Annotated in this window: 20 protein-coding genes; 7 read left to right on the forward strand and 13 right to left on the reverse strand. The window is 65.3% G+C overall.

What is annotated here, in order from left to right:
• Positions 1-11: 11 nt before the first annotated feature.
• Positions 12-473: an SdpI family protein gene (locus FPP74_RS09830; protein WP_244213385.1), complete on the reverse strand. Its 462-nt coding sequence runs from the start codon at positions 471-473 to the stop codon at positions 12-14.
• A gap of 233 nt (positions 474-706) precedes the next feature.
• On the opposite strand from FPP74_RS09830, the gene FPP74_RS09835 reads away from it, so the two are divergent.
• On the forward strand, positions 707-1,933 hold the full coding sequence (locus FPP74_RS09835) for a dicarboxylate/amino acid:cation symporter (protein WP_144718257.1): 1,227 nt from the start codon (positions 707-709) through the stop codon (positions 1,931-1,933).
• Between the two features lie 45 nt (positions 1,934-1,978).
• On the opposite strand, the gene FPP74_RS09840 is transcribed toward FPP74_RS09835, so the two are convergent.
• The 9 genes from FPP74_RS09840 to FPP74_RS09880 all read right to left on the reverse strand — a co-directional run bounded on the left by FPP74_RS09840 (position 1,979) and on the right by FPP74_RS09880 (position 11,203).
• Complete coding sequence (locus FPP74_RS09840; protein ID WP_095548016.1) at positions 1,979-2,737, reverse strand: hypothetical protein; 759 nt, start codon at positions 2,735-2,737, stop codon at positions 1,979-1,981.
• A 164-nt stretch (positions 2,738-2,901) separates the two neighbouring features.
• Positions 2,902-3,102: a hypothetical protein gene (locus FPP74_RS09845; protein WP_144718259.1), complete on the reverse strand. Its 201-nt coding sequence runs from the start codon at positions 3,100-3,102 to the stop codon at positions 2,902-2,904.
• 259 nt (positions 3,103-3,361) lie between these two features.
• Positions 3,362-3,991 carry a DUF624 domain-containing protein gene (locus tag FPP74_RS09850; RefSeq protein ID WP_144718260.1) on the reverse strand — a complete coding sequence of 210 codons (630 nt, stop codon included), beginning with the start codon at positions 3,989-3,991 and terminating at the stop codon, positions 3,362-3,364.
• Positions 3,992-4,365: 374 nt separating this feature from the next.
• Positions 4,366-5,265: a carbohydrate ABC transporter permease gene (locus FPP74_RS09855; RefSeq protein ID WP_095537803.1), complete on the reverse strand. Its 900-nt coding sequence runs from the start codon at positions 5,263-5,265 to the stop codon at positions 4,366-4,368.
• Between the two features lie 4 nt (positions 5,266-5,269).
• A complete protein-coding gene (locus tag FPP74_RS09860; RefSeq protein ID WP_095278628.1) occupies positions 5,270-6,115 on the reverse strand; it encodes a carbohydrate ABC transporter permease in 846 nt (281 codons plus the stop codon).
• An 18-nt stretch (positions 6,116-6,133) separates the two neighbouring features.
• Positions 6,134-7,489, reverse strand: a complete 1,356-nt coding sequence (locus FPP74_RS09865) for an ABC transporter substrate-binding protein (protein ID WP_095553846.1) — start codon at positions 7,487-7,489, stop codon at positions 6,134-6,136.
• A 100-nt stretch (positions 7,490-7,589) separates the two neighbouring features.
• Positions 7,590-8,864: a DUF4032 domain-containing protein gene (locus FPP74_RS09870; protein ID WP_095553845.1), complete on the reverse strand. Its 1,275-nt coding sequence runs from the start codon at positions 8,862-8,864 to the stop codon at positions 7,590-7,592.
• A 9-nt stretch (positions 8,865-8,873) separates the two neighbouring features.
• Entirely contained in the window at positions 8,874-9,992 is a 1,119-nt protein-coding gene (locus tag FPP74_RS09875) for an ABC transporter ATP-binding protein (RefSeq protein ID WP_095553883.1), read from the reverse strand.
• A gap of 143 nt (positions 9,993-10,135) precedes the next feature.
• Positions 10,136-11,203 (reverse strand): LLM class flavin-dependent oxidoreductase, encoded by a 1,068-nt coding sequence (locus FPP74_RS09880; RefSeq protein ID WP_122085978.1) that lies wholly within the window; start codon positions 11,201-11,203, stop codon positions 10,136-10,138.
• Between the two features lie 101 nt (positions 11,204-11,304).
• On the opposite strand from FPP74_RS09880, the gene FPP74_RS12285 reads away from it, so the two are divergent.
• The 3 genes from FPP74_RS12285 to FPP74_RS09895 all read left to right on the forward strand — a co-directional run bounded on the left by FPP74_RS12285 (position 11,305) and on the right by FPP74_RS09895 (position 14,491).
• Positions 11,305-12,783 carry a DUF5129 domain-containing protein gene (locus FPP74_RS12285; RefSeq protein ID WP_167457414.1) on the forward strand — a complete coding sequence of 493 codons (1,479 nt, stop codon included), beginning with the start codon at positions 11,305-11,307 and terminating at the stop codon, positions 12,781-12,783.
• Between the two features lie 133 nt (positions 12,784-12,916).
• On the forward strand, positions 12,917-14,212 hold the full coding sequence (locus tag FPP74_RS09890) for an inorganic phosphate transporter (RefSeq protein WP_095554422.1): 1,296 nt from the start codon (positions 12,917-12,919) through the stop codon (positions 14,210-14,212).
• Between the two features lie 24 nt (positions 14,213-14,236).
• Positions 14,237-14,491 carry a hypothetical protein gene (locus FPP74_RS09895; RefSeq protein WP_095535566.1) on the forward strand — a complete coding sequence of 85 codons (255 nt, stop codon included), beginning with the start codon at positions 14,237-14,239 and terminating at the stop codon, positions 14,489-14,491.
• Positions 14,492-14,899: 408 nt separating this feature from the next.
• Here the strand turns inward: FPP74_RS09895 and FPP74_RS09900 are convergent, their stop codons facing one another.
• Positions 14,900-15,841 (reverse strand): acryloyl-CoA reductase, encoded by a 942-nt coding sequence (locus FPP74_RS09900; protein ID WP_144718262.1) that lies wholly within the window; start codon positions 15,839-15,841, stop codon positions 14,900-14,902.
• Between the two features lie 679 nt (positions 15,842-16,520).
• Positions 16,521-17,432, reverse strand: a complete 912-nt coding sequence (locus FPP74_RS09905) for an endonuclease domain-containing protein (RefSeq protein ID WP_144718265.1) — start codon at positions 17,430-17,432, stop codon at positions 16,521-16,523.
• 113 nt (positions 17,433-17,545) lie between these two features.
• On the opposite strand from FPP74_RS09905, the gene FPP74_RS09910 reads away from it, so the two are divergent.
• Positions 17,546-18,937 (forward strand): aromatic amino acid transport family protein, encoded by a 1,392-nt coding sequence (locus FPP74_RS09910; protein WP_144718267.1) that lies wholly within the window; start codon positions 17,546-17,548, stop codon positions 18,935-18,937.
• Here FPP74_RS09910 and FPP74_RS09915 read toward each other — a convergent pair.
• Positions 18,934-19,902, reverse strand: a complete 969-nt coding sequence (locus tag FPP74_RS09915) for a GIY-YIG nuclease family protein (protein WP_133065252.1) — start codon at positions 19,900-19,902, stop codon at positions 18,934-18,936. The two genes, FPP74_RS09910 and FPP74_RS09915, sit on opposite strands and share 4 nt — an antisense overlap.
• Positions 19,903-20,098: 196 nt before the next feature.
• Between FPP74_RS09915 and FPP74_RS09920 the strand changes: the two genes are divergently transcribed.
• A complete protein-coding gene (locus FPP74_RS09920) occupies positions 20,099-22,519 on the forward strand; it encodes a LamG-like jellyroll fold domain-containing protein (RefSeq protein ID WP_222428219.1) in 2,421 nt (806 codons plus the stop codon).
• 839 nt (positions 22,520-23,358) lie between these two features.
• Positions 23,359-24,873 (forward strand): DUF5129 domain-containing protein, encoded by a 1,515-nt coding sequence (locus FPP74_RS09925; protein ID WP_144718269.1) that lies wholly within the window; start codon positions 23,359-23,361, stop codon positions 24,871-24,873.
• The last annotated feature ends 197 nt before the right edge of the window (positions 24,874-25,070 follow it).

Consider the following 25,070-nt stretch of genomic DNA (forward strand, 5'->3'; position numbering starts at 1 on the left):
GGTGCGGGGCGCTACTCCTCGCCGTCGGCCTTACCGGCCGCGCGGCGCAGCGCGTCCAGGTTCACCTGGGGCGCCGGCGCCTCTTCGGCGGGTTCGTCGGGCTCGTGCAGTGCGGCGTCGGCAAGCTTGGCTGCCTTCGTGCCGTAGTTGCCGCCGACGGCGAACGCGGCCACCGCCGCGATGAGGGCGACGGCCGGCGCGACCCAGACCCAGCCCTCCGCGATGAAGGCGAACGCCGCGCCGATCGCCATAGCGACGCCGGCCAGTAGGGCGAAAGGCCCGACGACGCGGTGGGCGGTGACCCACGTGCTCTCGTTCTTGCGCACCTCCGGGAGGCGGAGGCCGATGACGTTATTGCCGGGAAGCTTGCCGGCGGTGGCCATCGCGCCCGGGATGAGGAAGAGGAGCGCGCCAATGATGAACAGGATGCCAAGGACGATGTTCAGCGTGGTCATGGTTGCAAACGGGGACATAGGGATAGGATAAACCGGTCCGGCTGTGGGGCCGAATTCTTGCGGCGGCTGGGTGGGGCGTGGGGGCGTCGATAAGCGACTGCCCGCTGGCGGCCGAAAAGATTTTGCGAAAGTTCGCAATTCGGGCCGTGAATAAGGAACAATAACATTCAACGGACAGGCACAACGCCCTGTCCGTTCCCTGTACATCTTCGGGTCCGTCCACGGTCCCGTGACTGCAAAAGGTTCCAACCATGAAATCGAACGTTTTGAAGTCATTGCTGTTCTGGGTTGTCGTGGCAATTATCCTCGGCTTCCTGTGCAGCTTTGTCTTCCCCGACTGGCTGGCACGCGTTTTTGTCACGTTCAACGGCCTGTTTTCCAACTTCCTCGGATTCTTCGTCCCCGTCCTGATCTTCGCGCTGATCGCGCCCGCCATCGCGGGTCTCGGCCGCGGCGCCGGGAAGTGGCTCGGCCTTACCGCCGGGGTGGCGTACAGTTCCACCATCATTTCCGGCCTGATTGCGTGGGGCACGGCCACCGTGGTCTACCCGCACCTGCTCAAGGGATCCGAGCTGATTACCAACGTGGACGACCCGGAGGCCGGAGGGCTCAGCCCCTACTTCGAGGTGGAGATGCCGGCGCCGTTCGAGGTCATGTCGGCGCTGCTGCTCGCGTTCATCATCGGCATCGCCATGACGCAGGTGAAATCCACCGCCATGTATGAGGTGCTTGACGAGCTCAACGGCGTCATCATGAAGATTGTGAAGGGCTTCGTCGTGCCGCTGCTGCCGCTCTTCATCTTCGGCACCTTCCTCAACCTGGGAATGAACGAGAACTTCGGCTCCACCATGGCGGCGTTCGGCAGCGTCCTCGTCCTCTCCATCCTGATGACGCTGATCATCCTCACGCTGCAGTACCTGGCCGCCGGCGCCATCGCGGGCCGCAACCCCTTCGTGGCGATGAAGAACATGATGCCCGCCTACTTCACCGCGCTGGGCACCTCCTCGTCGGCCGCGACGATCCCGGTGACCTACAATTCGACGCTGAAGAACAAGGTCGACGAGGACGTCGCCGGCTTCATCGTCCCCCTCTGCGCCACGATCCACCTGTCCGGCTCGATGATGAAGATCATGCTCTACGCCCTGGCGGTCGTGTTCATGGGCGGACTCGACGTCTCCCCCGGCCAGGTCGTCGGCTTCATCTTCCTGCTCGGCATCATGATGATCGCCGCGCCAGGCGTCCCCGGCGGCGCCATCATGGCCGCCGTCGGCCTCCTGCAGGCCAACCTCGGCTTCGACGAATCCATGGTCTCGCTGATGATCGCCGCGTACATCGTCGTCGACTCCTTCGGCACCGCCGCCAACGTCACCGGCGACGGCGCGATCGCCATGGTGATCAACAAGTTCGCCCACGGCAAGATCAAGGGGCAATCGCCTGACGACGCCACCGTGACCCCCTCCCCCGCCGCAAACTCCTAGCCGCTGGGCCGCTGGGTCGCTTTTTTGGGGGGCGGGCCGTGGTCGCTACAGCGCGCTGGGGTGGGCGAACGCGGTGCGCTGGCCCTTCGTCCCCGCGACGTTTTCGGACAGCGAGGAGTTCACCCCGATAAAGCCCTTGCCGGGGATCCACGCCGGGCCGCCCGAGTCACCCGGGCGCAGGCCGCGGTGGAAGGCGTAGGTGGTGTCGCCGTTGACCTTGTCCACCGAGCCGCAGTACACCTGCTGGCTCTTCGCACCGACGGCGCACACCTGGTCGCCCGGCTGCACCTCCCAGATCGGCGCGACACGATCGCCCGTAAACGAGTTCGCCCCCGGGACGACTCCGGGGATGAAGCGGATGCGGGCGACGTCGGCAAGCGGCCCCTTCGAGGCGAACTGCAGCGCCGCCGGGAAGAACTGCGCCAGGTAGCTGAGCGGGATGTCCAGCGCCGGCAGCAGGTGATGCGAGTTCTCGTAGTAGCCAATGACCTGGTTGTTCGCGTTAAGCACGGGCTCGCCGGCGAAGCCGCAGTGCCCGGCCGTGTAGCCGACCCCCGCGCCCCGATCGACGTACCCGAGCGTGCAGTCGTCCAGCCACATGCCGTGGAAGACGCTGATCAGGTCCCCCTGGTTCACCACGGTGCCCGCGGGCGCGTTGAAACCGAGCGCACCGCTCGCCGCGGATGAACCCATTGTGCTATTCGGCGGCAGCGCCGCGGCGTTCGCAGTTGTGGTGGTCGCTCCGGTGCCCGCGCCAACGAGCGCGAGACCCGCTGCGACCAGGCTGGCTATTTTCTTCTTCATTGCCCCAACTTTATCCGGTGCGCTGGAAGGACGCTCGGTTGCGTGTGTGGTTGCGGCTCCGTTCCTATAGCGCCCGCGGGTGCGCGAACGCCTCCCGGTACCCCTCGGTGCCGGCGATGCTGGCTGTGTGCTTCTTCATGACGGCCTCCCTTTTGAGGCTCATTCTATTCTGGAATGGCGCTGCGGCGATACGTTTTCGTCGCCAGGTGCGAGGTGTTCGCGCGCGCAGCCTCACTATCGTCACTCATGTTCTCACTCACGTCAGTCACGTTCTCACTACTGTCACTCATGTTCTCACTCATGTCAGTGACGTTCTCACTACTGTCAGTGTGGTTCTCACTATCGTCACTCATGTCCTCACTCATGTCAGTGAGGCTGCTCGAAAGGTTGCACATCGTGAACGACGCCAGCGTTCGAATTTCGAGCCCCCTTTCTCTAAGGACCACTCATTCGCGTCCTTGACGCACTCGCCGTAAAAGTGCGACGAAGATGGGGGTCTTCCGCCGCGTAAGCAGGGGCGACGGTCATCGTCAGGGCGGTGTTGGCCGCGAGGGTGGCGGGAACAGGAGACTGGGATGAAAGTCTTGGACCACACCGCTGGCACAGTCAGCACCAAGATTCCAGCTACTCCCCCAGCGTCTGCCCGAGCGGCTGCGCGAGCACCAGTCGGATGACGTACACGCACAGGGCGGGCACGACGAAAAACACTGCGGGTACGGCAAAAACCAGGGGTAGGAATCGCACGAGCGAGACCCCCATCCACAGCACCGCGAGGGCGCCGAGCGTGTGCATGAGGTGCTTGAAGGTCATTACGACCGCGAGTGAGAAGGGGGATGCGGTGGCGTCGATAGGCGAAGGCAACGATTCGAGCGCGAAGAACCACACGGAGATCCCGGCGAGCACCATCGCGCCGGACAGCGCGAGCGCCTGGAGCGCGAAGAGCGCGGCGCCGTCGATGCCGGCCTGGAAGAGGACCCACTGCTCGTAGACGAGGACGACGGCGGCGGCGAGCAGCACCAGCCACCACAGCGTGGCGGGGCGCGCTTGTGCGCGGAACTCCCTCAGGTATTGCAACGCATACCGCGAACCGAGGCCCTGGATCATGTCGCCGACGACGACGTTTGCGGCGCGGAGCGCGGCGCCGCCGGTGACGATGGGCAAGCTCGACAGGATCATGAGCATGTTGAGAATGACAATGTCCGCCATCAGCGTGAAGGCGGACATGAAACGCGAGTCCGGGTTAAACATGTTCACCCGGACCAGCGTAGTTGGTGGCGCCGGACCAGTCAGGCGCGGATGGCCGCGGATTGGCGGGGCGTGGGCTGGTTGGCGGAGCGGTGCCGCGGGCGGTCTAGATGGAGCTAGCTCCGTTTGGCTCGGGCCGCCACCTAAATCCCCTGGTCGCAGATCGCGGTTTACTGCAGATGGAGCTAGCTCCGTTTGGCCCGGACGGCCACTTAAAACGCCTGGTCGCGAACCGCGGTCTACCGCAAATGGAGCTAGCTCTATCTGGAACCGCCCCGCGCGAGAACCCCCCACCAACAGCAAAGGCGCCGGGACCGAAACCGATCCCGACGCCAACAACCAGCCAAGCCAGCCAACAACCAGCCAAGCCAGCCGAACCCGACCTACCCCTTCACCGCACCGGCGGCGACGCCTTCGACGATGTGCTTCTGCGCGGCCATGTAGAAGATGATGATCGGCAGGATCGCCAGCACGAGCATGGCCATCATGGCGCCGAGGTCGCGGTCGCCCTGGGAGCCGATGAACTGCTGGATCACGACCGGGATCGTGCGGTACGGCGTGGACAGGCCGACGACCAGGTACGGCAGGAGGTAGTCGTTCCAGATCCACATGGCGTTGAGGATCGCCACGGTGATCGCGGTCGGCTTGAGCATCGGCATGACGACGCGGAAGAAAGTGGAGATGGGCGAGCAGCCGTCGATGGTCGCTGCTTCCTCAATTTCCAGCGGGATCGACTTGATGAAGCCGGAGAACATGAACACGGACAGTCCGGCGCCGAAGCCCATGTACAGCACGACCATGCCCAGCGGGTTGGCCAGGCCGAGGCGGTCGGCGATGACCACAGTGGGGAACATGACCATCTGGAACGGGATGACCATGGAGAACACGAACAGGTAGTACAGCGCGCTGGTCCACCACGTCTTCACGCGCGTGATGTAGTAGGCGGTCATGGAGGAGAAGAACACGATGGCCACGACGGACAGGATCGTGATCACGAAGGACCACACGATCGCCCAGCCGAAGCCTTCGCCTTGCACGCCGGTGATGTAGTTGCTCAGGCCCGCCCACAGCTCACCAACCGGCAGCGCGAAGGGGTTGGTGGAGATGGCGAAGCGGTCCTTGAAGGAGTTGAGCAGGATGAACAGGATGGGCCCGAGGAACACGATGGTGAGGAAGATCAGCACCGCGTAGATCAGCGTTTTCGCCCCGCCGGAGACCTTGGCCTCGCTGGCGGCTTTTTGCTTATCGACGCCCCGCTGTCCCTTACTTACTTTCGTTGTCATTGTCCTATGCCTCCACTTCCCTGCTGCGGGTGGCACGCAGCTGGAACATTGCGATCACAACCACGACGACGACGAAGATCACGGCCTTCGCTTGGCCGACGCCCTCGGCCCCGACGCGGTTGAACATGGTGTTGACGATGTTGAGGGCGACCATTTCGGTCTCTTGCCCGGGCGCTCCGTCGGTAAGCGCGAGGTTCTGGTCGAACAGCTTGAACGTGTTCGAGAGCGTGAGGAACAGGCAGATGGTGATGGACGGCATCATCATCGGGATGGTGACGTGCCGCAGCATCTCCCACTTGCTCACGCCGTCCAGCTCGGCGGCCTCGATGAGCTCCGGCGGCACGTTCTGCAGGCCGGCGATGTAGATGATCATCATGTAGCCGATGAGCTGCCAGTTCATTAGGATGACCAGGCCGGCGTAACCGAACTTGCTGTCGGCGGCGATGGTGGTGTCGTAGTGGGCTAGCACCGCGTTGATCATGGATTGCCACGTGTAGCCGAGCACGATGCCTCCGATGAGGTTCGGCATGAAGAACACCGTGCGGAAGAAGTTGGTGCCCTTGAGTTTGCGGGTCAGCGTCCACGCGATGGCGAACGCGATCACGTTGACAGTGATGATGGACACGATCGCCACGGCAATGGTGAAGCCGAAGGCGTGGACGAATCCTTCGCGTTCCTCGAAGACGCGGCCGTAGTTCTCCAGGCCGACCCAGTGGGCGTCGGTAATGGTGGTGAACTTGGTAAATGAGAGGAAGAAGCCGATCACAAACGGGACCAGGAACGCGATGGCGAAGGCCAGCAGGGTCGGCAGGACGAAGACGGGGAAATACTTTTTCAGTGATGCTTGCATGGTGGTGTGCTCCTCTCCCTAGTCCAGCAGGGCAATCTGGTTGGCCATCTCGTACTCCCAGTCCTCTTTGAGCTTCGCTACCACGTCGTCCCAGCTCATGTTGCCAATCGCGTACTGGGCCAGGTTCTGGCCGTACAGGTCACGGAACTGCTGGTTGGGGCTGAACTGGAAGTCCCACGGGATGGTCTCGGAGTCCTCGTCCGTCAGCGCCGCCTGCACCTGGTGCGCCAGCGGATCGTCCGGCACGTCCTCGGGGCCGTAGTTCTTAAACGGGGCGATGAAGGAGAGATCGTTGACCACGTGCTGCTTGCCCTGATCAGAGAGGAACAGCCAGTTGAGGAAGTCGCGCGTGGCCTGCTGGTCTTCCTCGCTGGCCTTGTTGTTCACGGCCATGTAGGCCTCCGTACCAATGTTCAGGCCCACGTTCTCCTCGTCGGGCAGACCCATGTAGATGGGCATGAACTTGATCTTGTCCTCTTTGACATCGGTCGAGCCTTCGCCGCCGATCTGGCTCCAGGCCCAGCTGCCGTTTTGCACCATGGCGGCCTTCCCGGTGGCGAATTCCGCCATGGAGTCGCTGGTGGAGCGCGACGCGGCCAGCGCGGGCTTGGTGGTCGAGTTGTTCAGGTACAGGTCCAGCATTTGCTTGTACTGGTCGCCGTAGATGAAGTCGATGGTGGGCATCTCGGTGAATTCGGTGATGCCGCGGTCCTGGATCTCGTAGTGGTACGGGCCGTTCATCAGGTGGTTGGTCCAGCGCCACTCCTCGCCGGCGATGAGGCTGGTCACCGCGAACGCGCCGTCGATACCCAGCTCCTCCTTCTTGGCCTGCATGTCCTCGGCGACCGCCTTGAGCGCGCCGAAGTTGTTGACCTCTGCCATCGAGCCGACGGCGGGGTTGGGCAGGGCGAAGTACTGGTCGAAGATCTCCTCGTTGTAGAGGATGCCGAACCCTTCCAGGGCGTAGGGGACGGCGCGGACGGCGCCGTCTTTGTCGGTGATCGGCTGCGCGTCGTCGTTAAGCTCTTGCACGACCTCGTAATCGGAGAGGTCGGCCAGGTAGTCCTTCCAAATGCCGTAGCCCTCCTGGCCGTTGACCTGGAACAGGGTCGGCGCGTTGCTCTTCGCCATCTCGGCCTTGAGCGTTTGCATGTAGGAGCCGGAGGCGGCGGTGACCACCTTGACCGGAATGCCGGTTTCCTCCGTATACTCCGCGGCGATCGTCTTGAATTGCTCGGCCTGCTCGGGCTTGAAGTTGAGGTAGTACACACTCGGCCCATTGTCAGTTCCGCACGCAACCAAGCTTATCGACGCCACCATCACCGTCGCCACGGTCGCCAGCACTCGGCGAGCCGCGCGGGTTGTCGTACTCATCGGCGGTCCTTCGCTTTTAGGTTGTTCCGTACCCTCTCAAGGTTAGGATCGCCTGGCAGGACCAACAATGTCTTCCATACATAACACCTATACGGTGGTCTTAGCTGGTGTTATCATCCTCACCCTCCGCGGGCTGGGGGTAAACCGGGGGTAAACTTGGGCGTTGCCGGTACACCATCGCCTCGTCCCGGTGCCCCGGAAGGACCCCCTGGAAGTAGGACTCTGCGGCCTGCATGAGCGGGACGAACCGGTGCTCGTTCTGGCTGAGGAACCAGCGGTGGTCCAGGATCTCGTGGAAGATCTGCGCGGGCTCCAGCTTCTCCCGCAACGGCTCGGGGGTGAGCGCCACCACCGGCTCGTACTCGCGCACCATCCACCGGTGCGCCACCGCCTCCAGCGGCAGCTTCCCGCCGTAGCGCACGGCGCGGTACACCTCCATCTCCCCCAGCAGGCGCTGCGCCTGCCGATCCTGCACGTCCAGCCCGGTGAGGCGGAGCAGCTTCTTCTGGTAGAAGCCGGTGGAGAACACCGCGGGCTCGATGATGATGCGGTAGGTATCGCCGTCGTTTTCAATCTCCATCTCGCCCACGTCGAACCCGAGCTCGTTGACGGCGGCGACGCGCTTCGCAATCGCGTCGAACGCGTCGCCCTCCACCACGAGCTCCCCGGTGACCAGGTCCCACAGCTCCAAGTAGACCGCTTCGATGGCGTTGCCGAGTGCGATCACGTCGGCGTCCGGGTCGATCAGCTCTGCGGCCTGGAGGTCCATGAGTTCGCCGATGATGTTGACGCGGGCCACGTCGACGTCGTAAAGCCTGCGGCCCTTTGAGAGCGGCTCGTGGAACTCTCCGGTCTCCGCGTCGACCAGGTAGGCCGAAAACTGGTCCGCGTCGCGGCGAAACAGCGTGTTGGACAGCGAGACGTCGCCCCAGTAGAAGCCGAGCAGGTGCAGGCGCACCAGCAGCACCGCCAGGGCGCGGACCAGTTTGGACACCACCTCTGCCGCCGGCGTGCGCGAGAAGACGTCACGGTACGGCAGCGAGAAGCGGAGGTGCTGCGTGACCAGGCAGGGGGTCAGTTCTTCGCCGTCGGCGTCCCGGCGGTGGGTGATGACCGCGACCGGCACGACGCACGGAGCGCCGAGTTCTTGCAGGCGGCGCAGGTTTCTGTACTCGTGGTAGGCCACGTGCTCGCCAATCTCCTTGACCGCGAAGGTCAGCCCGTCCGCCTCAATGAGGCGCACCGTGTGGCGCGAGATGCCACGCGGCAGGGCAGCGAGAAGGTCCGTGCTCCACCCTTCAAGCGGGGTGGACCACGGCATCTTCAGCAGTGTGGGCGCGAAGGTTGGCGAGAGAACGCTGAGTTTCTCTTGCACGCGTGGGCCTTAAATGCGCTGGCCGGTGGCCTTGGAGAAGGCGTGCAGGCCGCCCTCCGCAATCTGCGCGTGGACCACGTCGCCCTCGCGCACGCCGGACAGCGGTGCCGTGCGCACCACGATCTGGCCCGAAGTTTCCTCCTGCAGGCCCTCTTCCTTCCAGCCGCCGCCGGCGAGGTGGCCGTAGAGGAAGGAGTCGGAGCCCAGCTCCTCCACAAAGTCGATCTCTACCGGGATGGAGTGCTCCGCGTTCTCCACCAGCGTCAGCGCCTCGGGGCGGAAGCCGAGGATGATCTGGCCGCCGTCCGCCTCGGTGACGGCGGAGCTGACCTCCTGCGGCAGCGGAATGGACGCCTGGCCCAGGCGGGCGACGCCCTGCGCGTCCACATCAAAGGTGGACAGGTTCATCGCCGGGGAGCCGATGAAGCCGGCAACGAATACGTTGTTCGGGCGGTCGTACAGCTCGCGCGGAGTGCCCACCTGCTGCAGTACGCCGAAGTTCAGCACCGCGATCCGGTCGCCCATGGTGAGGGCCTCGGTCTGGTCGTGGGTGACGTACAGAGTGGTCACCTTCATGCGGCGCTGCAGGTTGGCAATCTGCGTACGGGTCTGCACGCGGAGCTTGGCGTCCAGGTTGGACAGCGGCTCATCCATGAGGAACACCTGCGGCTCGCGCACGATGGCGCGGCCCATGGCCACGCGCTGGCGCTGGCCGCCCGACAGCGCTTTCGGCTTGCGGTCCAGGTACTGGGTGAGGTCCAGTGTCTTCGCCGCCTCTTCCACGCGGCGGTTGATTTCGTCCTTGTCCTGACCAGCGATCTTCAGCGCAAAGCCCATGTTCTCGCGCACAGTCATGTGCGGGTACAGCGCGTAGTTCTGGAACACCATCGCAATGTCGCGCTCCTTCGGGCTGACGTTGGTGACGTCGCGGTCCCCGATCAGGATGCGCCCGTCGTTCGTGTCCTCCAGCCCGGCGAGCATGCGCAGGGCGGTCGACTTGCCCGAGCCGGACGGGCCGACAAGAACGAGGAACTCGCCGTCGGCGATCTCCAGGTCGAGCTTGTCCACGCTGGGTTTGTCCGCGCCGGGATAGATGCGGGTTGCCTTGTCATAGGTCACTGAAGCCATGGTGTCCTCCATCGGCAGGTACGTGCCGAACGATCCGTAGTGGGGAAAATTGGTCGCCCACAAGGTTACCCCCGAAACGGACGGGGGTGGGGCATGGTTACCCGCGCGGGTGTGGGATCAGCTGGCTTCTTGCGCGCAGGGGGTTAGTCGATGGGGTAGCCGGTGACCGGGCCTTGCGCGTTCGGCTGCCAGCCGAGCGCTGGGGCGACGTGGGTGGCAAAGTTCTGCAGAATCTTCACGTTCACGTCCACCCCCATCCCGGTGGGGATGGTGAGCAGCAGGGTGTCGGCAGCCATGACGGCCGGGTCGGCCTTGAGCTGCTCAATGAGTGTGTCTGGCTCTGCGGCGTAGGTGCGGCCGAAGGTTGTCGTGCCCACGTCCGGCAGCGCGCCCACCTGGTCGGTGCCGGAGGCCTGCATTCCGAACCGCTGCATGTCCGCGCCATCGACGATGGGGAAGATCGAGCGGGAGACGGACACGCGGGGTGTCCAGTCGTGGCCCGCTTCCTTCCACGCGGCGCGGTAGCGGCTGATCTGGTCGGCCTGGATTTCTCCCAGGGTGTGCGCGGTGGTCTCTGAAACCAGGGTGGAAGACATGAGGTTCAGCCCGTCCTTCGCGGTCTGCTCCGCGGACGTATGCGTGCCCGAGCCGTAAAAGATGTGCTTGCGCAGCTCCGGCGCCGTGGGGAAGACGGGCAGGGCGGAGCCGGGCTGGAACATGTTGGGGTACTGCTTGTCCAGCGGTGCGGCGGTGGCGAAGCCCTTGCCGTCCACCGCGGCCATAAACGCCTCGAGGTGGCGGCGCGCCACATCCGCGCCGTTTGGTGCGTCGCCTTTGTAACCGAATGTTTCCCAGCCGCGCTCGGCGACTTCGGGGGCGCCGCGGGAGACGCCGAGGGCCACGCGCCCACCGGAGAGCTGGTACAGGGAAGCGGCCTCTTCGGCGAGGTAGAGCGGGTTTTCGTAGCGCATGTCAATCACGCCCGTGCCCACCTCGATGCGCTTGGTGGTGGCCGCGACGGCCCCGAGCAGCGGCATCGGCGCCGAGGCCTGCGGTACGAAGTGGTGCACGCGGAAGGAGGCGTTGTTCACCCCGATGTCGTCCGCCGCCTGGGCGACCTCCAGGTGAATCTGCGCGATCTTCTCTGCGGATGGGCCGCGCTGGCCGCCGAAGGCGTAGTGCCCGAAGCTTAGGAAGCCGAATGCTTTCATGGTTCACACTCCTCCGTGGTGACGTATCAACAAAACATGATAGCGGTCCGTCCCCGCCTGTGCTCATGTCCGTGCCCCAACGGCTCGCTATGCTTTGGTCTATGGCTACGAACCCCCACGCACGTAACACTCCCGAGAACATCGTGCCCGCGAAGGGCTCCGGCGTGAAGGATTGGGCGGTCGTGCTCGGCGCGACGGCCTTGCTTGGGGTGGGCGGCGGCGTGGCCAGCTTCGCCACGGCCGACGTCCCCGACGCTGCCGAGTTCGCCGTGTCCACCCAAACCAACGCTGCGAACCTGGTGGTCTCGGACCCGCAGGACATCGTGAGTGCTGACGACGAGGCCCAGATGCAGCGCGACGCGGAGCGCCTTCCCCACCCCGACACGGTGCAGACGGTCCACTACATCTACCTCTCCGAGGGCCGCGACAACGTCAACGATTCGGTGGAGAACTTCCTGCGAGACAACTTCCCTGACGAGATTGGCAACGACACCTTCGCCGACGGCGTACTCATACTCGGCGCGGACATGGAGTCGCGCAACCACTTCGTCTTCGCAGGCGGAGACGTCGCCGACCAGCTGAAGCTGCGCAAAGGCCAGCGCCTCGAATCAGTGCTGGAGGAGATGAAGCCGGGGCTGCGCGACAACAACCTGCCCGCGGCCGTGTTCGCCGGCGCGAACCTGGCCATGGACGGGGAAAAGGCCGAGCAGTGGGGCGTCAATGATGCAGAGGGTGGCCGCGTCGGCCGGACGGTCGCGGGGGCCGGCATCCCGGCGGGCGCGAGCCTGCTGGGCGGGACGATCGTGGCGGAGCGGAGGCGGAAGCGTCGAAAAGCGATCAACCAGGCGCGGGAAGACCACGCGCTGCTGGCGACTGAATACACGGGTCTGAGCCAGCGGCTGGACGAGCTGGACGTCCGCGCGAACTCGGTGTCCTCGGCCTTCGCCAACGCCGAGATGCGCGACGAGTGGGTCGAGGTGCGCGACCGCTTCCTCGCGCTGCACGACGTGACGCAGCGCAACAGCGTGGCCACCGACGAGCAGGCCTACGACAGCGCGAAGAACCTGCGCGAGGCGGCGCAGACCTTCGAGGACGCGGGCCACGCCGAGGACAACATCAACCGGCTCTTCGAGGTGGAGCGCGGCGACGGCCCGGCCCGCCGCAACCTGCTCACGGACATCCGCGAGGACATCGTCCGCGCCCGCTACGAGGTCAAGGACGAGACGCTGCGCGGCGACCTCGCCCGGCTGCAGGAACGCGTCGACGCCCTCGACGCCGCCCCGGAGGCGCCCGACTTCCTCGACCGCTTCGTCCGGCTGCTCAGCGATTACCGCTTGCTTCTCGACGAAGTCAAGCGTCGCGAGTTCAGCGACGTGAAGGAATACAAAGAGCTCGAGCGCCCGACGCTGACGGACCCGGGCTACGTCTACTCCGGCTACGTGCCGTACGTGGCGATGTCCTCGTGGCACCACGACAACGTGCAGGCGGCGCAGGACGCGGAGTCGAGCAGCTCCGGCGGAGGGGTCAACACAGGCTTCAGTTCCGGGTTCTCCGGTGCGGGCGGGTCGAGCTCGTTCTAGGGGCGGCCAAGTTGTGGTCGGGGTCACAACTTGGCGGTGTATGGCAAACGTCGGGAAACGGAAAGTTTACCTTTACATGAATTCTCGCTTTTAATATCGACAGCGTTACATAAGAGGCGCATACTTTCTTCCCGTGAGTATTACGATCCTGCTTGTCCTCATCATCGTCGTTGCTCTGTTCTTCGACTTCACTAACGGCTTCCACGACACTGCAAACGCGATGGCAACGTCCATCGCCACCGGCGCGCTGACACCCAAGGTGGCTGTCGCACTCGCCGGTGTCCTCAACCTCATCGGCGCGTTCCTCTCGGTCGCGGTGGCGAAGACGGTTGCGGGCGGCATCGTGGAGCTCGACGTGTTCGACCTGAGCAACCCAATTGACTCTGAAAGGCTCCTCCTTGTCGTCTTCGCCGGTCTCGGCGGCGGCATCATGTGGAACCTGTTCACCTGGCTCTTCGGCATCCCGTCCTCCTCCTCGCACGCCCTGTTCGGCGGCCTGATCGGCGCGGCCATCGCCGCCATCGGCTTCGACGGCGTCGTCTGGGTCGGTGTGCTGAACAAGATCATCATCCCGGCGCTCGCCGCGCCGTTCGTCGCTGGCCTGGTTGCCCTGATTGGTACCTGGCTGGTCTACCGCATTACCAACCACTCCGAGAAGGAGCACCGCGACCGCTACTTCCGCTGGGGCCAGATCGGCTCCGCTTCCCTGGTCGCGCTCGCGCACGGTACCTCCGACGCGCAGAAGACCATGGGCGTGATCTTCCTCGCCATGGTCGCCGCCGGCCAGTTCGACTCCGACCACCCGATGCCGTTCTGGATTCAGCTGGCGTGTGCGCTGGCCATCGCGATCGGCACCTACTCCGGCGGCTTCCGCGTCATCCGCACCCTGGGCAAGGGCCTCGTTGAGATCCACCCGCCGCAGGGCATGGCCGCTGAGACCTCCTCCGCCGCCATCATCCTCACCTCCTCCCACCTGGGCATGGCGCTGTCCACCACCCACGTGGCCACCGGCTCCATCATGGGCTCCGGCCTGACCGGCCCGAAGGGCGAGGTCCGCTGGTCCGTCGCCGGCCGCATGGCCCTGGCCTGGATCACCACCCTGCCGGTCGCGGCGTTCGTCTCTTTTGTCATCTGGTGGATCGGCAACGGCGCCGCTTCCGCGGGCAGCGACCTGGTGTGGGGCGGCGTCGCCATCGCCCTCATCATTGCCCTGGGCGGCGGCTACATGTTCTACCGCGCCTCCAAGGCTCCGGTGCACAAGGACAACGTCAACGAGGACTGGGACGAGGACGGCGGCGCCCTCGGCACCTCCGCCGACAAGGCTGACAAGAAGGTCTACGGCGAGCCGGCCGACTTCGTTGACACCAGCGCTGGCCTGGCGGGCGCAACCGCAACCCGCACCGCTGTCAACAACAAGCACCGCAAGTAAGCGCGACCAGAAAGGATTATCACCATGGAACTCATCAAATCCCTCTTCCTGGTCACCGCAGTTGGCATCCTGCTCGGTGCCGGCCTGCCGACCCTCTTCTCCCTGAGCATCCACTTCCTCTCCCCCACCGACGACGGCACCCCGGTGTCCGGCGGCAAGAAGGCTATCGCCTGGTTCTTCATGGCGCTGGTGCTCATCGCCGTGGTGGCGGCGCTCCTGCTCATCGCCCGCGAGCGCATCGAGTACATCTCGGGCTGGGACCCCTACCCGTTCCTCTAACGCTCCCTCTCACGCGCTGAGCGAAACCGCGCCGGGCCTTTTTGGTCCGGCGCTTTTTCGCTCCTACGCTGCGGGTTTATCGGTTATGGTGGGTGCGCGTAGATGGTGGGTGTTGACAAACCATTTACCGGAACCTAGTGTTTCTCGAATATGAACGGAAGGTAAACACGCCTTCCGCCGAGAGGAAAGGAGGTGAACCCGTATGAAGTTCCTGAAACGCTTCCGCGCGTGGTTCCGTGACGAGGAGCGGGGCATCCCCCCGCACACCGAAGTCTCCCCCATCGATGTCCTGGCACCCGTGCGCACGGACGCCTAAAGGCCGATTCATATCGGGGGATGAGAAAGCCGCCGGTCCAGCGTAGTGCTGGTCCCGGCGGCTTTCGTCGTGCTCGGCGCTACGGTCCGGTGCTAGAGCTCGACGACCGTGCGGCCGCTGTGCTCGCCGGCGAGGATGCGGCGGCCCATCTCGGCGACGTCGTCCAGCCCGATCGTCTCGGTGCGGATCGTGGCGAGGTCGAGGGATTCGTCGAGGAGCTGCCATGCGGCGTCGCGAAGCACATTCGGCGTATCCACCGAGTTGATGCCCACGAGCTGCACGCCGCGCAGGATGAACGGCAGCACGCTGGCGGGCAGGTCGTTGCCGGCGGCCATGCCGCACGCAGTGGCCACGCCGCCCCAGCGCAGCTGCGCGAGCGCGTTGGCCAGGATCGTCGAGCCGACCGTGTCCACCACGCCGCCGAGGCGCGCCTTCTGCAGCGGCTTGCCCGCGTCGGCGAACTCGGCGCGGTCCAGCACCTCGCTCGCGCCCAGCTCGCGCAGCCAGTCGCCATGCTTATCGACGCGCCCCGTCAACGCCCACACCTCGTGGCCGCGAGCAGCCAGCAGCTGCACCGCGATGGAGCCCACGCCGCCGGTCGCGCCCGTGACCAGCACCGGGCCCTCGGCGGTGTCCTCGTACAGGGCCCGCTCGAACCCCGCCACCGACAGCGCAGCCGTGTAGCCGGCGGTGCCGATCGCGGCCGCGTCCGCCGCGCTGAAGCGCTCCGGCACGCGGACCACGTGGGTGGAGTCGATGCGCAGCTGCGGCGTGTATCCGCCGTGGCGGCGCTCGCCGATGCCGCGGCCGTTGACGGTGACCAGCGTGCCGTCGTCAAGCGTGCCCACCGCGTCAATGCCCGGCACTGTGGGCAGGTGGCGCAGGACGCCGCGGTTGCCGCTCAGTGCCATCGCGTCCTTGTAGTTGATGGACGAGTGGCTGACGTGAATCAGCGTGTCGCCTTCGCCCGCGAACTCGTCGCGCGTCTCGACGATCTCCGGCCCTTGCTCTGTAACAATCAGCGTGCGTGTCATGCGGGCAAGTATACGGAGGTTTGACGCCTCGCCGCCTAAGTTGATGGGAGCGCGCAGATAGTGGGTGTTGACAAACGATTCCCGGTAACTTAAAGTTACCCCCGCATGAACGGAAGGTTAACAGCCTTTCGCTGACACGGAAGGAGGTGAGCTTGTGAAGGCTCTCATTGACGGACTGCACAAGTGGTTCCGCTCGGAAGATCGTGGCATTGCCACGCTTTTCGACGCCACCCCCATCGCCGTCCTCCCGCGCGCCTAGGTTGCGCGGCGTTCGCGTCGGCGCTTGCGCTGGTGCGAATCCGGCCGCGAAAACCGGCCCCGCGGGCACGGCGATCGTGCAGAATGTAACTACGTAAGTGCGGCGGGCCCGCCCTGGAACGGAAGCCAGGGCGGGCCCGCTTTCGCGTGCGCGGGGGCGCCGGTGCCGTGTTTCGCCGCCCCGACCGCCCTCAAAACAGCCCCGACCCGTCCCAAAACCACCCCGACCCGCCCCAAAACCACAGATACCGATAGTAAGACCCCGTTTTCGCTCCCCTGGAGCGCATTATCGGGGTCTTACTATCGGTATCTAGCTGGGCGGTGGCCGCCCGGTATCCGCAAAGGCCCGAACACCAGCCCCAACAGCCCCAACAGCCCCAACCGCAGCGCCAAACCCCCGGCCCGCCTACCGCCGCCAGGGCTACCCGTGGCCGGGCCGCCACTGCGTCGCCGGCACCCGCGGCGGCCCGAGCTGCTCCGAGCGCGCCTTGAGGTTGAGGATGTGGCGGATGCACCAGTCCTCGTCGCGCAGGATCTGCCGCGGGGTGAGTCTGACCACCTCGTAACCCTGCACCCGGATCCAGTTCTCCCGCTGCGCCTGCTCCAGGGCGGCGGTCTGCCCGTCCTCGGCAAACTTCATGTCGCCGTCGACCTCGATGACCAGTTGGTCCCACAACAGGTCAGGCCGCACGTACGGTCCGATCCACAGCTGCTCCTGCGCCTCGATGCCGCGCTCGCGCAGGATGACGCGCAGGAGCGACTCGTACGGCGACTGCGACAGGGATGAGCTCCAGGCCAGCGCCGTCCGCGCGTGTGCGATGCCCTTCTTCCTGGCCAGGCGGCGCACCGTCGCCTCGAGCTCCACCCGCGCGCCGGGGCCGAACTGGTGGAGGAACGAGTCCATCGCGACGACGCCGTGGCGCACCCCGTGGAGCCGGGCGACGTCGACGGCGGTGCGGGCGGGGGTGGTGAGGAGGACGGTGTCGCCGTCGAGAAGCGAGATGGAAGCCCGGTCAACCTCTGGGATCCGCATCTCCCGGTACTGCACCTCCTCGGGCCATTGCTTCTTCGGCGGCGGCGAGTGGCGCGGGTTGGCCAGCATTACCGGCGAGTGCTTCGCGGGCAGCGTCCATAGTCCCATGATGACGGCGGCCGAGCGGCCCACCACCACCGCCTTTTGTGCGCCGACCCCGATCGCGTACGCGCGCAGAAACTCCTGCTCATAGGCCTTGAGGCCGCGCCAGTCCTGCTCGGCCACGTACCGCGTCGCGGACAGCTTCCGGCACGCGAGCGCGTCGCTCTCCCCCGGCCGGATCAGGTGCGTCACAAGCATTGCTCTTTCCATGTCCCCTCCCCGGGCATCAGCGTACCAACTCGGTTTGGCGTCGAAAGTGGGTACGACCCCCGTGCTACCCTTGTGAGCTACGACATTGAAAGCGTGGAACTATGACCACTTCACATAAGCAAGACACCACCCATCCCGTCCCATACGCCGACCTCCCCGAACAGTACAGCGACGAGCACCTCGAGCTCGGCCGCGCGCAGTTCGACGCCGACCACCTCACCGAGGCGGACAAAGAGCAGATCCGCGAGCAGCGGCGCTCCAAGGCCCCGGACGGCAACTTCTTCTCCTGGGTGATCGCCCTGTTCGGCACCGGCGTCGGCGCCGGCATCCTGTTCCTGCCCATCAACGCGGGCAGCTTCGGGTTCTGGCCGCTGGTGATCGCCACGCTGATCATCGGGCCGATGGTGTTCCTCTCGCACCGCGCGTACGCCCGGATCGTGGCAGCGTCGCCGTCGAAAGGCCTGGACGTGCTCCAGGTCGTCACCGCGCTGACCGGCCGCAAGCGGGGCCTGGTTAGCGCGCTCATGTACTGGCTGGGCATCTATCCGGTGGTGCTCATCTATGCCATTTCGATCACGAATACGGTTGACAGCTTCGTCGTTAATCAGCTCCATGGCCCCGAAATCAACCGCTGGCTCCTGGCCACCGTATGCGTCGGCGTGCTCACGGGCGCCTACGCGCTGGGCATGAAGGTGACCCTGTGGCTGGCAAATGCGCTGGTCTACCCGCTGATTTTCGCGCTCGCGGCGGTGTCGATCTACCTGATTCCGCGGTGGGATGTCGCCAGCTTCCGCGCCTACGAGTCGCAGACGCCGATGTGGCAGGCGGTGCTGCTGATCATGCCGGTGCTGGTGTTCTCATTTAGCCACATCGCGGCGGTGTCGCAGTTCGCGCTGGACATGCAGAAGCGCACGGGTGGCGACGTCGCCGCGACCGAGCGCGCCGTCTCCAAGATCGAGCTGGTCACGGCCGCGATGCTCGTCCTCTTCACCATGTTCTTCGTCTGGTCGTGCGCGCTCGCGCTCGGCGCCGACGGCATGGACGCCGCGAACGAGCAAAACGTCCCGGTCCTGTCCTACCTGGCCAACGAGACGCACACGCCGTTCCTCGCGTGGGTGAGCCCGCTCATCGCCATCTGCGCGATTATCACGTCCTACTTCGGCCACCTCCTCGGCACCGAGGAAGGCACCGGCTACCTCATCCGCGTCGCGGCCCCGCGCACGGCGGCCACACTCACCCCGCGCTCGATCCGCCGCGTGGTCAACGTCTTCGTCTTCGCCACGGCCGTCCTCGTCGCGGTGCTCAACCCGTCGGTCCTGGACATGATCTCCGTCGTCGGCGGCGTCTTCGTCGCGTTCCTCCTCTACATCCTGCCCGCGCTCCTCGCGTTCAAAGCCACCGCGTTCAGGCACTACGCCCGCCGCCCGGACACCATCTTCCTCCTGGTCATGGGCTCGCTCATCCTCGCCGTGTCCATTTGGGGCATGTTCTAGCCGCTTATCGACGCCCCTCCGTCCCCCATCCCTTCCGCCTCCACCTCATCAGTCTCGCGGTCCTCCCAGTCCGCGAGGCTGACGTTTGCGTTCTCCGCCAGGTGCCAGGCGGTGCGCCCGTTGGTGGCCGCGCCGCGCACAAAGCTGGCGGCCGAGCTTGGGCTGGAGAACTCCACGTCCTTGGTCAGGCGGAAGTTGTCCATGCTGTCCGCGTACCGCTCGCGGTTGGCGGTGATGGCCTTCGGGGCGCTCGCCGTGAGGTCCTCGCGCAGCTTGGCTCCGCTGAACACCACGAACCCGCCCGGCGTGCGCTGCCCGAGCGCGTGGATGGAGCGGTCGTAGCTGGCCAGCTCGAACACGGGCTCGTCGTCAGCACTGCTCGGCGCGTGCTCCTGCGGCACCGCCGCCTGCCCGCGCCGGGTTGCCTCCGAGGCGACGGGCTGGAACGCTGTGATGCCGAGGGCGCTGATGATCAGGTTGGTGTTCTCGATGAACTCGTCGAGCACCGCCTGCACCTCCTCGGTCACGTTGCCCGGCGACGGCGTATTCCCGTTCGCCACCTCGTACCGGCCCGCGCTGACGGCGCGCTGGTGGAAGGCGTTTTCCAGGAACGTGATCTCGGTCGGTCCCCACGAGTTGTCCACCACCACGAGGTAGATGATGCGGTTGAAGAAGTCCTTGTCGTCGCTGCGGGTGTGCTCGGCGGCGCGCGCGAACGCCATGCCGTTCTGCCTGCGCGTGGCCTGCCCGATGTAGATCTTCGGCTGATCCGTGTCCGGGTTCGTGCCCACCAGGAAGTACACCGCGGGCTGGTTGAGGTCCGGCCGCTGCTTCAGCTTCGCCGAATTGATCTCCGTGCGCGGGATCGAGTAGACGCGGCCCACCCAATTCGCAATCGACGCCTTAATCGGCCCGTCCGGCGTCCCGTCCATCATGAACATTTGCAGCGTCTTCGGTGTGGGCATGCGGTCCTCCTGCTGGGCTCGGTTGTGCGGGTCCACTGTATCCCCTATTCCGCCCGCCCCCGCACATTGGACCTCCCTCTCCAACTCCCAGCCTTCACCTCAATTTCACCGTAACGCAACCTGGCAGCGCTACGTTTGAGTGTGGATTTCACCCACCAAAGCAATCCCGTCAGTCACGCACCGCAAAGGATCTCCCATGCGCACACACATCGCGGCCGTCACCGCGCTTGCCCTGCTCACCCCGATGACGCAGCTTCTGCTCCCCACCGCGAACGCCGCCGAAGCCGGCGCAGACCTCGCCTCCCGCTTCACCCTCGGCGTGCTTCCGGACACCCAGTTCTACGCCCGCTACGGCGACAAGGACGCCGGCGACATCTTTGGCACCCGCTACGGCTCGAACCCGTTCGACGTGCAGACCGAGTTCCTGGCAAAGCACCACGAGGACCTGAACACCCAGTTCGTGGCGCATCTTGGTGATGTCGTCGACCAGGCCAACGTCCGCAACTCCTGGGACATCAGCTCGGAGGCGATGAAACCGCTGGAGGACGCGCACCTCAACTACTCCATCCTGCCGGGCAACCACGACTACTTCATGTTCGACGGCGAGGACGGTCCGTCCGCGTTCGAGGAGTACTTCCCAGAGGAGCGCGCGAAGCAGAACGCCACGTTCCAGGCCCGCCACCAGTCCACGGGCATCCACGACGGCGGCGACGGCTACGGCTTCCCGGGCCAGAAGACGGATTCCGAGTACCACATCTTCGAGGCCGAGGGCCAGCAGTACCTCCTGCTCGCGCTGGGGTTCCGCGCGCCTGACGATACCCTCGACTGGGCCCAGCAGGTCATCGACGAGCACCCGGACCTCCCCGTCATCCTCACCGCCCACGAGATCTCCGGCATAGGCGGCGACGGCTCCACCTACTTCACCAAGGAGTACGGCGAGCACCTCTGGGACAAGCTGATTCGCAAGAATGACCAGATCTTCCTCACCATCGCGGGCCACCACCACGGCGCGGGCTACCACGTGGAGAAGAACGACGCCGGCCACGACGTCATCAACATCCTGCAGGACTACCAGATGGCCTACCTGGGCGGCAACGGCCTGATGGGCCAGCTCCAGTTCGACCTGACCAACAACACGCTCGACATGACGGCCTACTCGCCGTGGGTCAAGGACAAGGACCACGCGAAGCTCACCAGCTTCGACCACCTCCTCCCCGAGGGCGAGGGCGACTCCTACTCCATCGACCTCAACTTCGCCGAGCGCTTCAAGTCCTTCGCCCCCGACTTCACCAAGGGCGATGAGAACGACCCCGACTACACCGAGCTCCTCCGCACTACCGTCGCCGACGGCTTCCAGCCCTACGAGGTCACCGAGCAGGACAAGCCCCGCAACGACCAGGATTACGTCCACGTCGATGGCACTGCCGTCCACTGGCGCCCCGGCCAGACCACGTTCGAGGGCAAGATGCTTAACGACGCCTCCCCTGCCCCCAAGGGTGCCGTCATCCCCGATGTGGCCAACGGCAACGACATGACCCGCGTCCGCTACCGCGTCGGCGCCCGCGAGGACGCCGTGACCTTCTCGGAAGACACGCACCCCCTCTCCTCGGACCGCGGCTCCCTGCGCTGGAAGGACCCCAAGTTCAAGCACTCCACCGCCTGGTTTGAGACCGCCACCGGCGCCGACATCAACGACATGCAGTTTGAGAACGGCTACACCATGGAGGCCTTCCTCAAGCTCGACGAGGACTGGAACGCCGACAACAACAAGTGGTCCAACGCCCTCATCCGCGACGAGTCCGGCACCGTCGCCCACCCCGACAGCGAGGACGGCGACCCGATCCAGATGCTGGGCGTGTCCAGCCTCCGCGAGCTGCGCTGGTACGCCTGGGGCCAGAACGGCGAGGGCTTCTCCAACTGGACCCACGAGGTCCCGAAGGGCGAGTGGATGCACGTGGCCGTGGTCAATGACCCGAAGGACAAGTCGGTCACCATGTATGTCGACGGCTCCCCCATTCTTCGCGACGGCTACGGCCCCCTCGGCATGGGCGGCGAAGGCGCCCAGTGGCTCCTCGGCACCTCCGCCTGGGAGAACGACAAGGTCGACGGCTGGTTCGGCAACATCGGCGAGGTCCGCATCGTGGACCACCCGATCGGCCCGGACCAGTGGCTGACCGCCCGCGCGGCCGACGCCCCGACCCCGTCGCCCACGACCACGGCTCCTTCGGCGACCACCACTGCGGCTGCCACCACTGCGGCTGCCACCACGTCGCCGGCGGCACCGACGGCTACCGCGGCTACCGCGGCTACCGAGACCACCACCGTCACCACCACGGTGACCGCCCCGAACACCGAGCCGACCACTGCGGCGACCACTGCACCGACGACGGCGCCGACCACTGCGGCCCCGGCGACGGCAACGGCGACTGCAACCGAAACCGTCACGGTTACCGAGACCGCCTCCCCCAGCGAGGGCTCCTCCACCGCCGAGTCCGCCGGACTCTTCGCGGGCGGCATCCTCATCGGCCTGCTCACGCTGTTCGGCGCCCTGGTCTTCGACCTCGGCGGCGTGATCAACTCGATCGTCGACCAGATCCGCTCCGCCCTCAACATCTAAACGGTCCGTTAAACGCCGGCGAGTCATCTCAACTCGCCGGCGTTTCCGCGTTCCAGTCCCATTTATATTCCGAGTTTGTGCCGCAATACCCGCCCCCTTGACGTGAATTACGTCACACATCACACGCTCGGCTCAGCTTCTCCTGTCGTTACAATTAGGAATCCCCTTGAGCCGTTTTCGCGCCCTGGTTTATATGCACTATCTATGCAATTTTTGAAACATGCCATCTACCTCGAACTACAACCATGTTGTGCACATTTGTCCAGGTTATCCGTAGTGCCAGTGGGACTTCCCGCGCCGGTGTAGCGCTTTCAAAAATGAGAATTATGCACCGAATCAAATGTTTGAAACGGGTATGCAACGCCCTTCGTGTTTTGTAAGCTAAGGGCCGGAGAATTTCGAAGCAGGGCCCGACGTTTTGAACACGGACGCCGGGCCTTTCTCGTGCCGCCAAAAGCTCCGTCCCACGCGCCCCACGGGCCCCACGCGTGCTGCCCCGGATATAGATACCGATACTAAGACCCCGACAATGCGCTCTGGAAGCGCGAAAACGGTGTCTTAGTAACGGTATCTGCGGGCAAAGCGCGGGAATGTCCTGCCGAGCCGCGCCGTCTCCCTCCAAGCTCCGCCCCACGCGCCCCACGCGTGCTGCCCCGGCAATAGATACCGATACTAAGACCCCGACAATGCGCTCTAGAAGCGCGAAAACGGTGTCTTAGTATCGGTATCTGCGGGCAAAGCGCGGGCAGACCACGCCAACACCCGCCAACATCCGCCAACACCCACCAAACCCCGCCAAACCCCCAGCGCACCGCCCCAATCCGTGTGATAATCCCCGTATGGTGAGCCGAGAGTACGAGTCTGTCCCCGGCGGCAAGTGGTGGCAGATGCAGGAGACTGCGGAGAGTAAGCGTCGGAACGCGGAGTGGGACAAGCAGCGCGCGTTCGAGCGTCAGTTCAGGGCGAAGGGTGCGCGTCGATTAGCGGTGCTGGTCGCGGTGGTGATCGGCCTGCTCCCGGCGATCCTCATGTTCACCCTGTGGCGCGCGCCCGCGGCGCCGGACCCGGTGGAGACGGTCGCGGAGGCGCCGCCCGCCTTCGTGGACGACCCGGACGACCTGCTCTCCCCGGACGAGGAGCTGCGGCTGCTCGACGGTGCCGACGACCTCCCGCACCCGTCGACGGTGCAGCAGCTGCGCTTCATCGTGTTCGACGATTCGCTGGACAACGTGAACGATTCGGTGGAGAACTTCATGCGCGACACCTACCCGGACGAGATCGGCGACGACACGTTCGCGGACGGCGTCATCCTCGTCGGCGCGGCGATGAAGACGCGCCACCAGTTCATTTTCGCTGGTAAAGACGTCGCTAGCCAGCTCGAGCTCCGCAGCGGCAGCCACCTCGACCGCTCGCTCGCGGCGATGAAGGACGGCCTGTCCTCCGGCGACATCCCGCGCGGCCTCCTGGACGGCGCGCGCGTCGCGATGGACCCGGAAGAGGTCGCCAGCCGGAACGACTCCAGTTTTCTCGGCTACCTCACCGCCATCCCCACCGGCTTCGGCTTGTTCGCCGCGGCCCTCGCGGTCGGCTTCGTGCCGGTGAAGCGCATTGAGCGTCGCAAGCAGCGGATCGCCGAGGCCCGCCTCGATCGCCAGAAGCTTATCGACGCCCACTCGTCCCTCGCCCTCCGCCTCTCCGAACTCGACCTGCGCGCCCACTCCCTGTCCTCCCGCTTTGCCAACGGCGAGCTGCGCCAGGAGTGGGAGGAGGTCCGCGACCGGTTCCTCGCCATCGACGACGCGGTCGCGCACCTCCCCGTTGACACCGACAGCGACGCCCTGGCCAACTGGGAACAGCTCCATGACGCCGCCACCACCGTCAAGGACGTGGAGCGCGCAGAGGCGAACATCAACCTCCTGTTCCGCATGGAGCAGGGCGACGTCGACGTGCGCGCCGAGCGCCTGAGCACCCTGCGCGCCGACGCCGTCGACGCCGGCAAGAAGGCGAAGGACTCCCACCTGAAGGCGGGGCTGCAGGACATCGTGAACCGTCTCGACGCGATAGCCACAGACCCGGCGAACCCCGCGTTCATGGACGCGTTCGTGCGCCTGGTCGCGGACTACCGCATCCTCATGGACGTCCTGCAGAAGCAGCAGTTCACGGCACGCAAGGGCGTGAAGGATCCGCGCGCGCCGCACTTGTGGGAGCGGGACTACGCGTACCCGGGCGTGTACACCTACGCCACCCTCTCGCTGTGGAACAACACGACCAACAGCCCGAGCTCCAGTTCCGGCGGGACGAACTCGGGGTTCAGCTCCGGCTTCTCCGGCTCGGGCGGCTCCAGCTCCTTCTAGGGAGCGCATGGCTCGGGCGGGGGCGATGTGCGCCGTTTGACGAGATCAGGATGACGAAGATACGGTATTTGGGACCGCGGACAAATAGTTGGAGTGCCTCAGGGGCGGAGAGGTTTCTTCGATGTCTGCTCGGTTTCCCCGTGAGATCCGGGAGCAAGCAGTTGATAAGTTTCTTGAAGGCATGCCGTACAAGCGCA

The organism is Corynebacterium sp. NML180780 (assembly GCF_007786415.1).
Classification (GTDB): Bacteria; Actinomycetota; Actinomycetes; order Mycobacteriales; family Mycobacteriaceae; genus Corynebacterium; species Corynebacterium gottingense.

Bases quoted from the DNA above. Each gene is read 5' to 3' on its own strand.
- FPP74_RS09840 (WP_095548016.1), bottom strand. From the start codon at position 2,737: ATGAAGAAGAAAATAGCCAGCCTGGTCGCAGCGGGTCTCGCGCTCGTT.
- FPP74_RS09905 (WP_144718265.1), bottom strand. From the start codon at position 17,432: ATGCTTGTGACGCACCTGATCCGGCCGGGGGAGAGCGACGCGCTCGCG.
- FPP74_RS09880 (WP_122085978.1), bottom strand. From the start codon at position 11,203: ATGAAAGCATTCGGCTTCCTAAGCTTCGGGCACTACGCCTTCGGCGGC.
- FPP74_RS09910 (WP_144718267.1), top strand. From the start codon at position 17,546: ATGACCACTTCACATAAGCAAGACACCACCCATCCCGTCCCATACGCC.
- FPP74_RS09830 (WP_244213385.1), bottom strand. From the start codon at position 473: ATGTCCCCGTTTGCAACCATGACCACGCTGAACATCGTCCTTGGCATC.
- FPP74_RS09845 (WP_144718259.1), bottom strand. From the start codon at position 3,102: ATGAGTGAGGACATGAGTGACGATAGTGAGAACCACACTGACAGTAGT.
- FPP74_RS09925 (WP_144718269.1), top strand. From the start codon at position 23,359: ATGGTGAGCCGAGAGTACGAGTCTGTCCCCGGCGGCAAGTGGTGGCAG.
- FPP74_RS09900 (WP_144718262.1), bottom strand. From the start codon at position 15,841: ATGACACGCACGCTGATTGTTACAGAGCAAGGGCCGGAGATCGTCGAG.
- FPP74_RS09855 (WP_095537803.1), bottom strand. From the start codon at position 5,265: ATGACAACGAAAGTAAGTAAGGGACAGCGGGGCGTCGATAAGCAAAAA.
- FPP74_RS09920 (WP_222428219.1), top strand. From the start codon at position 20,099: ATGCGCACACACATCGCGGCCGTCACCGCGCTTGCCCTGCTCACCCCG.
- FPP74_RS09835 (WP_144718257.1), top strand. From the start codon at position 707: ATGAAATCGAACGTTTTGAAGTCATTGCTGTTCTGGGTTGTCGTGGCA.
- FPP74_RS09915 (WP_133065252.1), bottom strand. From the start codon at position 19,902: ATGCCCACACCGAAGACGCTGCAAATGTTCATGATGGACGGGACGCCG.
- FPP74_RS09860 (WP_095278628.1), bottom strand. From the start codon at position 6,115: ATGCAAGCATCACTGAAAAAGTATTTCCCCGTCTTCGTCCTGCCGACC.
- FPP74_RS09895 (WP_095535566.1), top strand. From the start codon at position 14,237: ATGGAACTCATCAAATCCCTCTTCCTGGTCACCGCAGTTGGCATCCTG.
- FPP74_RS12285 (WP_167457414.1), top strand. From the start codon at position 11,305: ATGGCTACGAACCCCCACGCACGTAACACTCCCGAGAACATCGTGCCC.
- FPP74_RS09865 (WP_095553846.1), bottom strand. From the start codon at position 7,489: ATGAGTACGACAACCCGCGCGGCTCGCCGAGTGCTGGCGACCGTGGCG.
- FPP74_RS09875 (WP_095553883.1), bottom strand. From the start codon at position 9,992: ATGGCTTCAGTGACCTATGACAAGGCAACCCGCATCTATCCCGGCGCG.